We start from the raw sequence: 12,609 nt of genomic DNA, 5'->3' as shown, positions 1-12,609 counted from the left end.
AGCGTTAGGTTGAAGAGTTAAGTTGAAGGACATCCTTCATAGAATATACTCCGTCGTGTTGTTTAAATATCCATTCTGCAGCGACTACTGCCCCATGAGCAAAGCCTTCTCTAGATTTTGCGTTATGAGAAATGGTTATGGTATCAATATCAGAATTATAAGTCACATCATGAAAACCAAAAACTCCCGCTTTTCTTTCAGCCTCGATTGGGATTGAATTTTTTGAATATTCTGGTGGATATGACCAATTTGTATACTCGGTTTGTTTTATAATATGATCAGCAAGACTAATGGCGGTGCCGCTGGGGGCGTCTTTCTTTTCCAAATGGTGAACTTCCTTTAGCTTAACATCATACCCTTTCAATCCAGACATCATTTTAGCAAGTTGAGAATTTAATTCAAAAAAAATATTCACTCCTATACTAAAATTGGAGGCATACAAAAACTTACCAGCCTGTAACTTACAAACTTTAACCGCATCCTCAAATCGATTTAGCCATCCTGTAGTTCCAGACACTATGGCTATGTTGTATTCCAAACAAGTGGTTATATTAAAATAAGCGGCTTCAGGTGTACTAAAATCTATAGCAATTTCTGCTTTTTTTAAGCGGTCTATGTCTATATCATCTGAGGTCTTATAAACAATATCGTGACCTCTGGAGGTCGCGATACTCTCTACGGTTTTACCCATTTTACCATAGCCAAGTATAGCGAGTTTCATTTAATTCAATTTAAAATTCAAAGTTAGACCATAGTCGATATTTCCACTCATGAAATTAGGCTCAAAATTTGGTTTAAGCGTAAGATCTTTAGAAACATCAAACTGCTTTAAGTGCGCATCTACGTTTGCATCTACAATATTGAATAAATAAAAAGCTACCGTTGCCAAAATAGCAAATTCTTTGTTCTGTCTAAATTGCTTTTGCGCGTTAATCAAACCATCATTCTCAAGAATATTTTGAAATTCATCATCTTGAAAACCAGCTAATCTTCGTTTATATGCGTCTCTGTAGCGTTGGTATTCCGTGTCATTTTGAAGCACTAAATATAGACTTGTTCCTATGCCAGCATAGACCAAAGGAATTTTCCAATAACTGCCATTATAAGCTTGTCCCAATCCCGGTAAAATAGCTGAATAAAAAGCTGATCTAGCAGGTGCTAGAGGATCGTATAGATCCAATTTGAAAGCGTTTTTGGTAGAAGTCATTGTGGTTTCAACTGTCAAACTATCTTGTTCTTGACTATAGGAACACGAACACCAACCTAAGATAAATATGGAAGTGAAAAAAAATTTACGAATCACCTTGTATTAATTTTTTGATTCTTTGAAAATCCTCATCTGAAGAGAAGGGAACAATAAGTTTTCCATTTCCTTTTTTGTTGACTTTAAGTTCGACTTTAGCGCCAAAGTAGGAAGAGATTTGTTTTAAGGCTTTTGACTTCTTTTCATCAACGCTCACCTCTTCAGAGGAAGGTTTAGAAGTGTCTTTGTTTTGTTGCATGTGTCTCACCAAGTTTTCTGTATCTCTTACAGAAAGCTTATTTTTAAGAATACGTTCGTACACCTGAAGCTGAATATCGGTATTGGTAATGTTTATAAGTGCTCTACCATGGCCCATACTCAAAAAACCGTCCCTCATTCCTGTTTGAATGATAGGGTCTAACTTTAAAAGGCGGAGGTAATTTGCAATAGTAGATCTATTTTTACCAACTCTATCGCTCAATTCTTCCTGAGTTAAATCAATGTCATCCATCAATCTTTGGTAAGACAAAGCGATTTCTATTGGATCGAGGTCTTGGCGTTGTATATTTTCTACCAAGGCCATTTCTAAAGACTCTCTGTCATTCGCAATCCTTATGTAGGATGGAATAGTCTCTAAGCCAAGCATTTTGGAAGCTCGGTAACGGCGTTCTCCAGAAACTAGCTGGTACTTGTTAAATTCAAGTTTTCTAACTGTTATGGGCTGGATCACACCAAGTTCTCTAATGGAAGAGGCCAATTCTTTTAAAGCATCTTCATTAAAACTCGTTCTAGGTTGAAATGGGTTTACGTCAATAGCCCCAAGGCTTAATTCTACTATACTACCTACAACCTTATCTGCATTGTTATCATCTGTAGATTTAATATCATTATTTGGGTCGTTTAATAAAGCCGATAAACCTCTACCGAGAGCTTTTTTCTTTGTCGTTTTCGCCATTGACTTCTAATTTGACTTCTTAATAATTTCTTCAGCTAAGCTTAAATAATTATTGGCTCCTTTGCTAGCTGCATCATATTTAATAATGCTTTCACCATAACTAGGAGCTTCGCTTAAACGCACATTCCTTTGGATGATTGTTTCAAAGACCATATCATTAAAGTGTTTTTTCACTTCTTCCACCACTTGGTTGGATAAACGCAGTCTAGAATCATACATGGTCAGTAGCAAGCCTTCAATGCTTAACTGATCGTTATGAATTTTTTGCACGCTTTTAATAGTGTTAAGCAATTTACCTAAACCTTCTAAAGCAAAATATTCACATTGAATAGGAATTAATACCGAATCTGAAGCAGTCAATGCATTTAATGTTAATAAGCCTAAAGAAGGAGCACAATCGATAAGAATGTAATCAAATTTAGACTTTATAGGTAGCAAAGCTTCTTTAAGCATGTATTCTCTTCGCTCAACATCTACAAGCTCAAGTTCAATGGCAACCAAATCAATGTGAGAAGGAATCAACTCCAAGTTTGGTGAATCAGTGTCCATAATGGCTTCTTCTGCTTTTTTGGTATGTTCCAAAATTTGGTAAGTTCCTATTTCTACTGTTTCAATATCAATGCCGAGTCCAGAGGTAGCGTTGGCTTGTGGATCTGCATCGATCAACAGTACTTTTTTTTCCAAAACACCTAATGCAGCAGCTAGATTTACAGCCGTTGTAGTCTTACCTACACCGCCTTTTTGGTTTGCAATTGAAATTATCTTTCCCATAAAGTTTTTCGAATTTTCTGATGTAAAATTACAATTAATTGTAGCATGTCAACTTGCTCTAATTAATTATTATAACGATAGAAAGTTAGCAGTTATTTCTTTTTTTGAGAGCGAATCATTTCTTCTAATTGGTCCCACATCTCTGGTGTCACCATTTCCAAAAGATTAAATTGACCAGCGCCTTTTAGCCATTCACCACCATCAATGGTGATCACTTCTCCATTAAGGTAATGTGCAAAATCTGAAACTAAATAAGCAGCAAGATTAGCTAATTCCTGATGATCACCAACGCGTTTAAGCGGTACTTTTTTAGCAAGATCAAATTTTTCTTTAAGATCTCCTGGTAATAATCTATCCCACGCCCCTTTAGTAGGGAATGGTCCTGGAGCAATCGCGTTAAATCGAATACCATATTTAGCCCATTCCACAGCCAATGATCTCGTCATGGCCAATACCCCTGCTTTTGCAGTGGCGCTTGGGACAACATAACCAGACCCTGTCCAGGCGTAAGTGGTCACAATATTAAGGACTGTTTTATTAGTTTGCTTTTTATCTATCCAATATTTACCTAAGGCAAGTGTACAATTTTTACTGCCCTTCAAGACAATATCGATGATAGTATCAAAGGCATTTGTAGACAATCGTTCTGTTGGAGAAATGAAATTTCCCGCAGCATTATTTAAAAGAATATCAACTTCACCAAAAGTGGTATGCGCTTGTTCTATCATATTCTCAACTTCATCATAGTGCCTCACATCACATTGAACAGGTAAACACTTTCCGCCGGTTTCTTCTTCTAGAGTTTTTGCGCTAGTTTTAAGTTTTTCCAAGTTTCTGCTGGTGATGACAACATTAGCTCCAAGTTCTAGAAAATAACGGGTCATAGACATACCCAGTCCACTTCCACCTCCAGTTACTATGATTGTTTTGCCTTCTAAGGCATCATCTCGCAACATTTTCTTTTTAAAATCCATCAAATATTTTTTATCAATTTACGAATTAAATCATCAAATACAGGTTTTCCAATACTGCTTTCGGTTAAAATTCTAAGAATACTATCCAAAATAAAATAAAACCAAGTGCAAAGGTACTTAAAGCTACTTTTTTTAATTCAGGATCTAAGGTTTTAGGATCTGTATAGTGGTATATTTTCCTAAGATGAATTGCTAAAGGAGCGAAGGCTAGCAAGGGTAGTAATATTAAATAGTAACTAGAATAGGAGTCTAGATTAAGAAAAATAACCATAGATACGAAAGCCACAAGAATCAATGAGAAATGATAAATTTTTGCAAATTTTTTCCCTCCTTTAACTACCAGAGTCATTTTTTTTGAATTGCGGTCACTTAATTCATCTCGCATATTGTTCAAATTCAAAACTGCACTACTCAATAAACCTATGCTGATTGCTGGTAAAAATAGCCAAACGTCCAATTGCTTTGTCATCAGAAAATTAGAACCTAAAACACTTACAATTCCAAAAAAAAGAAAGACAAATATATCTCCTAAACCTTTATACCCATAAGCAGAATCGCCAACCGTGTACTTAATAGCGGCAATAATTGCAGAAACTCCTAAGCCAACAAATAGCAAACTCAGTAAAAAGTTTTCTTTTCCGAAACTAGTATAAATCAAGCTCAATGCAATTATAGCTGTTATAATTGCTGTTAAAATGATACCCTTCTTCATCTCCTTAGCAGAGATGGCTCCGCTTTGTAAAGCTCTCATAGGGCCAATACGTTCATCGTTATCGGTTCCTTTAATTCCATCGCCATAATCATTTGCGAAATTCGATAAAATTTGTAATCCCAAAGTTGTGGCAATGGCTAACCAGAAAATAGTTGGATTAAATTGATTGGACGGCAAAGCAAGACAAGTCCCTACCAAAATTCCAGATATGGATAGTGGTAAGGTCCGTAATCTAGCTGCTGAAATCCAAGCTGCTGTTTTACTCATGTTTAAATTCCTGTATAATTGGAAGGCGTAATGGCTTTAAGTTCAGCCTTAATAGTTCCAGATACGTCAAGTGTATCAATGAAAGATAAAATGCTTTTTTCGTCAATTTTAGAATGAGTTCTAGTCAATCCTTTTAGAGCTTCATAGGGATTTTCGAAACCTTCACGTCTTAAAATCGTTTGTATAGCTTCCGCTACAACCGCCCAGTTGGCATTCAAATCTGCTTGAATTTTATCTGGATTTAAAACTAATTTATCGAGTCCTTTTCCTGTAGATTGAAGTGCAATAAGCATATGACCTAGAGGCACCCCTAGATTTCTTAAAACTGTACTGTCTGTCAGGTCTCTTTGAAGTCTACTTATAGGTAGTTTTGCAGAGAAATGCTCTAGTAAAGCATTGGCAATACCTAAATTACCTTCAGAATTTTCAAAATCAATTGGGTTCACTTTGTGAGGCATTGCTGAAGATCCAATCTCACCTTTTTTTATCTTTTGTTTGAAGTAATCCATTGAAACATAGCTCCAAATATCCTTATTCAGGTCTAGTAAAATAGTATTAATTCGTTTCATAGCGTCAAAAGAGGAAGCCATGTTATCGTAATGTTCTATTTGAGTTGTTGGAAACGAATGTTTCAACTTAAGACGTCTTTCTACGAAATCTTTTCCAAAAGCTCTCCAATCAATATTTGGATAAGCTACTTTATGCGCATTAAAATTACCTGTAGCTCCGCCAAATTTGGCAGACGACGGAATAGTTTTCAGTTGATTTAACTGTTCTTGGAGTCTCACTACAAATACTTCAAACTCTTTTCCGAGTCGAGTAGGGGAAGCGGGTTGACCATGAGTTCTTGCCAGCATCGGGATATCTTTCCACTCTTTGGCTTTTGTTTTAATTTTTTCTAAAATGTCTTCCAATTGTGGAATATATACGTCCTGAACAGCTTCTAACAAGGTTAAGGGGACAGCTGTATTGTTGATGTCCTGAGAGGTTAATCCAAAGTGAATAAATTCTTTAGAGGCTTTTAGATCTAAATTATCCATTCGATCTTTGATAAAATATTCTACAGCTTTTACGTCATGGTTGGTAATGCTTTCAATGGACTTAATTTTTTGAGCATCTTCTATACTGAAGTCAAAATAAATTGCTCTTAATTTTGGATATAGAGAAGAATCAAAGCTTTTTAGCTGTGGAAGTGGTAGTTCACATAGCGCTATAAAATACTCTATTTCTACCCTTACTCTATATTTTATTAAAGCATGTTCGCTAAAGTACTTTCGGAGAGATTCAGTTTTGTTGGCATACCGGCCATCTATTGGGGAAATTGCATCAAGCGAATTCATGTAATATTATTTTATTTCGCTAGCAAATATAAGCTTTCGTAATCATATTTTTATGGAATATAGGCTTACTTTTTATGGCTTTTCAAGTTATAGAATTCGATTGTATGCTATCTAAGCTAAAAGCTTTCGAACCAATTTATCTACTCCTGTGGTTGCTTTTTCAGCATATATATGTACATCAGTTGATTCTGATATAGAGGGGTTGGGATCAATAAAATAAATGGGGGTAGAGGAGGGAGCGAAATCGATAAGTCCAGCGGCTGGATAAACCTGCATGGAGGTTCCAATAATGATAAGGACATCGGTTTGTTTTAAAATGTCAATTGCTTTTTCTATCATTGGTACGGCTTCTCCAAACCAAACCACATGTGGTCTTAATTGGTGATGGTGTTCACAAAAATCTCCAAGATTTAAATCCTTCTTCCAATTATAAATAAGATGATGGTTAAAGGTGCTTCTCACTTTCATAAGCTCACCATGAAGATGAGTTACTTGGGAACTTCCAGCACGTTCATGGAGATCATCTACATTTTGAGTAATGATATCTACGTTAAATTGCGTTTCAAGATCTACTAAACGCTGATGTGCTAAATTGGGTTGAACAGATAGTAATTGCTGTCTCCTTTTATTGTAGAAGTCTAAGACTAAACCAGGGTTTTTTTCAAAGGCTTGTGGTGTAGCAACTTGCATAACGTCATGACCTTCCCAGAGTCCGTCGTGGTCTCTAAAAGTCTTCACACCACTTTCTGCACTTATACCTGCTCCAGTAAGTATGCTGATGTGTTTCAAATTGTTATCTGTTGATGGCTCTGTATTCTTCGAAACAATTACTTACAGCATCAAGCACTTGTAAATCGTTTGCAGTGGTAATAAAGTCTCGAGAATAATTGCATTTTTCCAAAACTTGATCTATGTCGTCTCTACTGATTTGTAAAACTGCGGAAAGGGTTTCACGGTCAAATTTATCTTGAAGGATATCCTTTATACTTTCGTTCATTTTCATTTTTCGTAAACGTCGCATTTGCTTTTCTTTACTGCTAAATGTTTTGTAGAGTAAATCTGCAGGATTGGAAATAGATTGAAGTACTTTAGAGATAGCACTCTTTTGGTAGTTGCCGCCTTCGTATGCATAATCTAAACCCGAAATACTGTATCTATAGTTATCGTAGATAGGGATATTTCTGGCATCGATCTCCAAATAACCAGTCAATTGGATTTCTTGAAGTTTTACTTCCTGAAGTGCGATTGCAGATTCTGTCATCTTGATTTTTACATCACCAAACTTAACCCAATCTTCAGTAATTTTTACTTGAATAGATCTGAAACCTAAATAAGAAAGATAAATCGTATCACTGATATGAGCTTTCACATTAAATTGACCGTCTTTATTAGTAATAGATCCTCTTACCGTATTGATATTTACAATATTTACGTTTTCCAAAGGTTTATCATTGGCAGCATTCATCACAATACCTGTTATGGTTTGAAGCTCTTTTTCTTGGCTATAAACTAAAGTGGTGAAAGTGATAATCACCAATAAACTTAAAATTGTTTTGAATCTCATACTCATAAAAATAGTCATTTCGAAGCGATTAGATGGCTTCAAAATGACTTTTTTAGACCTTAAATTTAGTTCTTTTTTCGTCTTCTTTCAAAAGAACTCTTTACGTTAGATCCTCCTGGTTTTTTACCTTTAAAATCAGAAGATTTATTCTTGTCAAATCGTTTTCTAGGTTTGCGATCTCGTGACTTATCGCCACCTTTATTACCGCCACCACCGCCGCTCTTTTGATCTTTGGTGATCTCAACATTTACATGTCTACCTTTTAACATAAAGCTTTCAAAAACAGCCTCCACTTTTTCAACATCATCTGTCGCAACATTGAAGAATGAAAAGGTGTTTTTAACATCAACTTTAGCAACTCCATCACGATCTAGTTCCAACTGATCCTTTAGGAAGTCCTTCATCGACATCCAGTCGAAACCATCTTTTTCACCAATATTTATGAAAAATCGAGTTTCATCTCCGTAATCTTTTCCTGAAGAATAAGACTCATCAGCTGAGTGTTGAACGACTTTTGGAGCATTCTTATAATAGTTATGAAATCTTGAGAATTCAACAGAAAAGAATTTTTTAATAATATCTTCCTTGCTTAGTTCTTCAAATTCAGCTTCTAGATTTGGAATAAAAGGATCTATTGCATGATTGATCTCAGTCTTTTTAATTTCGTCTGCCAAATGAAACAATTGACGTTTACAGATTTCATCTCCAGAAGGTAACTCCTCTTGAGTGAATTTCTGTCCGATCATTCTTTCGACCTGCTTAATCTTTCTCACTTCACTTTTCGTGACAATGACCAAAGATTTACCTTCTTTACCAGCACGACCAGTTCTTCCACTTCGGTGAGTGTAAATTTCAATTTCGTCAGGGAGTTGGTAATTGATAACGTGTGTAATATCGTCTACATCAATTCCACGAGCAGCAACATCTGTTGCTACTAACATTTGGATTTGCTTTCTTCTAAAACTGTTCATTACCATATCCCTTTGAGCCTGGCTCAAATCTCCATGTAAAGCAGAAGCGCTGTATCCATCTTCTATGAGTTTTTCAGCCACTTTTTGGGCGTCTCTTTTGGTTCTACAAAAAACAACAGCATAAATATCTGGGTTGGCATCAACCACACGTTTTACCGCGCTATAACGATCTCTACCACCCACGATAAAATACTCGTGACTTACAGATTTTGTAGAGATATTTTTCTGGCCAACAGTGATCTCCTTTGGATTTTTCATGAATTTTTTAGCGATAATCGATACCTCTTTTGGCATCGTTGCACTAAATAACCATGTGTTTTTTTGATCGGAAGAATGAGACAGAATTTCTTTTATATCTTCAAAGAAACCCATGTTCAACATTTCATCCGCCTCATCCAAGATACATATACTGATATTTGAAATATCAATAATGTTTCTCTGGATCATATCTTTCATACGTCCAGGAGTCGCTACAATAATTTGTGCCCCTTTTTTAATTTGTCTGGCTTGATCAGTGATGCTCGCGCCTCCATATACTGCAACAGTACTTAGGTTTTGGTAGTATTTTGAATACTGTTTTAGCTCGTTGGTGATTTGCATACACAATTCACGAGTTGGAGATAAAATTAAACCTTGTGTTTTTTTGGAATTGAGGTCAATGTTCTGAATGAGAGGAAAACCGAATGCGGCTGTTTTTCCTGTACCTGTCTGGGCAAGTGCAACCATATCGGTTGACTCTTCGAGTAAAACAGGAATTGTTTGTTCCTGTACTTCACTCGGGGACTCAAATCCTAAATCTTCGATTGCTCTCAAGATTTCGGGGCTTAAGCCTAATGATTCAAATGTAGTCATATATATTTTAAAAATAAATGCAAAGGTATGTATTCCTATATTGGTAATGCCAATTATTTGTATTTATTTTATACTTTCAAGAATTCTATAAGCTGTTGAAAGGCTAAACTTCTATGACTTATTTTATTTTTTTGAGCCGATTGCATTTCAGCAAAAGTTTGTTTATACCCTTTAGGTTTAAAAATAGGATCATACCCAAATCCACGGTCTCCAGACTCTTTTTTTGTGATTTCTCCTTCACAAATCCCTGTAAATTGATGTTCTATTCCTTGGTTTTTATAGTAAATAACTGTTTTAAACCTTGCCGATCTGTCTTTAAATTGGACTAGATCCTCAAGGAGTTTTCTTTTGTTGGCATCATCGTTTTTATCTTCTCCGGCATAGCGAGCGGATTTCACCCCAGGTTTACCGCTTAAGGCTTTCACTTCCAATCCTGTATCATCTGCAAAACAGGGACAATTGTATTTTTCCACAATTGCCTCAACTTTAATCTTTGCATTAGCTTCTATGGTACTTCCATACTCTTCAATTTCCTCCATATACCCTATATCGATAAGTGATTTAAGCTGAATGTGCTCAGGTAACAAGGCTTGAATTTCTTTTACCTTGTTTGGATTATGTGTAGCGAAAATAAGTGTCATTTATAAAAGTCCTTTTGCTTTGATTTCTAAATATTTGTTGATAGTGTTTACAGATAGATCTTTAGGTTTTGTCAAGATGGCTTGTATGCCATTTTTTTCCAATTCCTTTACCATGAGCTTTTTGTTGTAAACGAATTCTTGAGCAATTGCTTTATCGTAAATCTCACTCACTTTTCTTGTTTTAAGTAAAGCCATATCCTCCAATTCAGTATTTTCAAAGAAAATAACCACCAAAAGGTGAGACTTAGCAATAGCTTTAAGGTAGGGCATTTGTCGTTTTAGACTTGTAATATGCTCAAAGTTTGTGTATAACATCAATAAACTACGCTGCGCAATCGTTCGTTTACAATTGGCATAGAGTCGATTAAAGTCAGAAACTGAAAAACCGGTATTTATTCCATACAAGGTTTCCAAAAGTGTATTTAAATGTGTTTTTTTGGATTTGGCAGGAACATAGTTACGTACTGTTTCTGCAAAAGTAAGCATTCCTACTTTGTCGTTTTTCTTTAGGGCGATATTGCTGAAGGCAAGTGAAGAATTTATCGCATAATCCAATAAGGATAAACCTTCAAAGGGCATTTTCATCACACGGCCAACATCAATGATGTTATATATGGGCTGTGATTTTTCATCTTGATATTGGTTTACCATCAAACGTCTATGCTTGGCCGTGGCCTTCCAATTGATCGTGCGAATATCGTCGCCTGTCACATAGTTTTTAATTTGCTCAAACTCCATGGTATGCCCAATCTTCCTGATCTTTTTCATCCCATATTGGCCCATTTTCTGATCGATAGCCATAAAATCTAATGCTCTCATCTGCATAAAGGAAGGGTATACTTTTACCAAAGATTCATTTTCAAACCTAAAGCGCCTTTTGACTAACCTTAACTTTGTACTCACATAGCAGTTGAGAAAACCAAACCTATATTCACCCCTTTGAACTGGGGTTAAGGTATAAGAGAATTTATCTTTTGAGTCTGCCTGTACAGTCCAAGATTTTAAAAAATCTCTCTTTTGAAATTGTTCCGGAATTTCATCTATAATATCCGTGTGGATTGTAAATGGATAAAGATTGGTAAGTCGAATACGGACAGGATTGGCATCGCTATTCGAAAATTTATGAGCGACTTCCCGAGAAGCAAAAAAACCATTTCTTCGGTAAAGTCTGTAAAGATCTATAGCGAAGACAATGCTAAATACTACTATAAGTACAGTGTTAATGGCGAAGAGGCTATGAAACCAAAACGAAAGCAAATACAGCCCTGAAAAACCATAAAGGATTTTGAAGAAAGTTTGACCAAAATAAAGAGATGAAAAAAATTGACGCACTATCTAGGGATTTCTATAGTATTTTGGATTAAATCAATGACTTGCTCTGGTGTAGTCCCTTCCATCTCTTTTTCTGGAGACAGAATAATTCTATGGTTTAATACTGGTTTAAGGCTGGACTTTACATCTTCAGGGGTTACAAAATCTCTACCTTGAATAGCGGCAAATGCCTTAGCAGCTTTCAATATAGATAATGAAGCTCTAGGAGAACCTCCTAAGATGAGATGGGGATGAGATCTAGTTTGTAAGACAATTTCTGCCACATAATCGAATATTTTATCCTCTACAATAATATCGTGTATCTGATCTCTGAATTTTAAGAGTGTTTCAACATCCATGACGGCTTTGAGCTCATCCATGGGTGACTTTGACTTGCGTAAATGATGAGATTTGAGAATTTTCACCTCCTCTTCTAAGTTTGGATAGTCGATTTTTAATTTGAATAAAAAGCGATCCAACTGAGCTTCAGGCAAAGCGTAGGTACCTTCTTGATCTATAGGGTTTTGAGTAGCTATTACCATAAATGGTGGGGGCATTTTGTACTCAACGCCATCCATAGTAATTTGTTTTTCTTCCATCACTTCAAACAAAGCGGCTTGCGTCTTAGCAGGAGATCGGTTAATTTCATCAATTAAGACAATATTAGAAAAAATAGGGCCTTTTTTAAACTCAAAATCAGAGTTATCAGTTTTTAATACAGAAGTACCTAAAACATCACTTGGCATTAAATCTGGCGTAAATTGAATTCTGCTAAAACCGGTATGAATGGATTTAGCAAACAATTTGGACGTCATAGTTTTGGCAATCCCCGGCACACCTTCAATGAGAACATGGCCATCGGTTAGTAAGCCTACAATGAGGAATTTTATAAAATCTTCTTGACCTATAATGACTTTAGCCAGTTCACCTCTTATGGCTTCAACTGAACTTTTTAACTCATCTAAAGGTATTCTATTGTTGAATTCAAGTGGGTTTTCTTCTTGCATA

13 protein-coding genes are annotated in these 12,609 nt (G+C 35.8%); all 13 read right to left on the bottom strand.

All coding sequences use genetic code 11. The features are described 5' to 3' along the window. Positions 1-4: 4 nt before the first annotated feature. Positions 5-721 carry a 4-hydroxy-tetrahydrodipicolinate reductase gene (gene dapB / locus CXF67_RS13510; protein WP_102089226.1) on the bottom strand — a complete coding sequence of 239 codons (717 nt, stop codon included), beginning with the start codon at positions 719-721 and terminating at the stop codon, positions 5-7. Continuing rightward, the gene (locus CXF67_RS13505) at positions 722-1,303 is read right to left on the bottom strand and encodes a DUF5683 domain-containing protein (RefSeq protein WP_102089225.1); all 582 of its coding nucleotides are present in this window, start codon (positions 1,301-1,303) and stop codon (positions 722-724) included. After that, entirely contained in the window at positions 1,293-2,198 is a 906-nt protein-coding gene (locus CXF67_RS13500; protein WP_102089224.1) for a ParB/RepB/Spo0J family partition protein, read from the bottom strand. Before CXF67_RS13500 ends, CXF67_RS13505 begins: the two co-directional genes overlap by 11 nt. Positions 2,199-2,204: 6 nt before the next feature. After that, positions 2,205-2,969 (bottom strand): ParA family protein, encoded by a 765-nt coding sequence (locus tag CXF67_RS13495; protein ID WP_102089223.1) that lies wholly within the window; start codon positions 2,967-2,969, stop codon positions 2,205-2,207. A gap of 92 nt (positions 2,970-3,061) precedes the next feature. Then, a complete protein-coding gene (locus tag CXF67_RS13490) occupies positions 3,062-3,943 on the bottom strand; it encodes an SDR family oxidoreductase (protein WP_102089222.1) in 882 nt (293 codons plus the stop codon). A gap of 64 nt (positions 3,944-4,007) precedes the next feature. Beyond that, the gene (menA, locus tag CXF67_RS13485) at positions 4,008-4,922 is read right to left on the bottom strand and encodes a 1,4-dihydroxy-2-naphthoate octaprenyltransferase (protein ID WP_102089221.1); all 915 of its coding nucleotides are present in this window, start codon (positions 4,920-4,922) and stop codon (positions 4,008-4,010) included. Between the two features lie 2 nt (positions 4,923-4,924). Then, the gene (purB, locus tag CXF67_RS13480; protein WP_102089220.1) at positions 4,925-6,262 is read right to left on the bottom strand and encodes an adenylosuccinate lyase; all 1,338 of its coding nucleotides are present in this window, start codon (positions 6,260-6,262) and stop codon (positions 4,925-4,927) included. Between the two features lie 111 nt (positions 6,263-6,373). Further along, positions 6,374-7,051: an SIR2 family NAD-dependent protein deacylase gene (locus CXF67_RS13475; RefSeq protein WP_102089219.1), complete on the bottom strand. Its 678-nt coding sequence runs from the start codon at positions 7,049-7,051 to the stop codon at positions 6,374-6,376. A gap of 4 nt (positions 7,052-7,055) precedes the next feature. Continuing rightward, complete coding sequence (locus CXF67_RS13470) at positions 7,056-7,832, bottom strand: carboxypeptidase-like regulatory domain-containing protein (protein ID WP_102089246.1); 777 nt, start codon at positions 7,830-7,832, stop codon at positions 7,056-7,058. Positions 7,833-7,891: 59 nt separating this feature from the next. Then, a complete protein-coding gene (locus CXF67_RS13465) occupies positions 7,892-9,649 on the bottom strand; it encodes a DEAD/DEAH box helicase (protein ID WP_102089218.1) in 1,758 nt (585 codons plus the stop codon). 68 nt (positions 9,650-9,717) lie between these two features. Further along, positions 9,718-10,290, bottom strand: a complete 573-nt coding sequence (gene rdgB / locus CXF67_RS13460; protein ID WP_102089217.1) for an RdgB/HAM1 family non-canonical purine NTP pyrophosphatase — start codon at positions 10,288-10,290, stop codon at positions 9,718-9,720. After that, positions 10,291-11,622 carry a DUF58 domain-containing protein gene (locus CXF67_RS13455; protein ID WP_102089216.1) on the bottom strand — a complete coding sequence of 444 codons (1,332 nt, stop codon included), beginning with the start codon at positions 11,620-11,622 and terminating at the stop codon, positions 10,291-10,293. Beyond that, a complete protein-coding gene (locus CXF67_RS13450; RefSeq protein ID WP_102089215.1) occupies positions 11,622-12,608 on the bottom strand; it encodes an AAA family ATPase in 987 nt (328 codons plus the stop codon). The genes CXF67_RS13455 and CXF67_RS13450 overlap by 1 nt, the downstream gene beginning before the upstream one ends. Position 12,609: the final 1 nt, after the last annotated feature.

Origin of the sequence: Psychroflexus sp. MES1-P1E, from assembly GCF_002836055.1 — a bacterium.
Classification (GTDB): domain Bacteria; phylum Bacteroidota; class Bacteroidia; order Flavobacteriales; family Flavobacteriaceae; genus Psychroflexus.
The sequence above is the reverse complement of the archived record's forward strand: the minus strand, read 5'-3'. Positions and strand labels throughout refer to the sequence as shown.

Excerpts from the sequence above, each read along its gene's own strand:
- dapB (WP_102089226.1), bottom strand. The coding sequence starts at position 721 with ATGAAACTCGCTATACTTGGCTATGGTAAAATGGGTAAAACCGTAGAG.
- CXF67_RS13500 (WP_102089224.1), bottom strand. The coding sequence starts at position 2,198 with ATGGCGAAAACGACAAAGAAAAAAGCTCTCGGTAGAGGTTTATCGGCT.
- CXF67_RS13495 (WP_102089223.1), bottom strand. The coding sequence starts at position 2,969 with ATGGGAAAGATAATTTCAATTGCAAACCAAAAAGGCGGTGTAGGTAAG.
- CXF67_RS13490 (WP_102089222.1), bottom strand. The coding sequence starts at position 3,943 with ATGGATTTTAAAAAGAAAATGTTGCGAGATGATGCCTTAGAAGGCAAA.
- menA (WP_102089221.1), bottom strand. The coding sequence starts at position 4,922 with ATGAGTAAAACAGCAGCTTGGATTTCAGCAGCTAGATTACGGACCTTA.
- purB (WP_102089220.1), bottom strand. The coding sequence starts at position 6,262 with ATGAATTCGCTTGATGCAATTTCCCCAATAGATGGCCGGTATGCCAAC.
- CXF67_RS13470 (WP_102089246.1), bottom strand. The coding sequence starts at position 7,832 with ATGAGTATGAGATTCAAAACAATTTTAAGTTTATTGGTGATTATCACT.
- CXF67_RS13465 (WP_102089218.1), bottom strand. The coding sequence starts at position 9,649 with ATGACTACATTTGAATCATTAGGCTTAAGCCCCGAAATCTTGAGAGCA.
- rdgB (WP_102089217.1), bottom strand. The coding sequence starts at position 10,290 with ATGACACTTATTTTCGCTACACATAATCCAAACAAGGTAAAAGAAATT.
- CXF67_RS13450 (WP_102089215.1), bottom strand. The coding sequence starts at position 12,608 with ATGCAAGAAGAAAACCCACTTGAATTCAACAATAGAATACCTTTAGAT.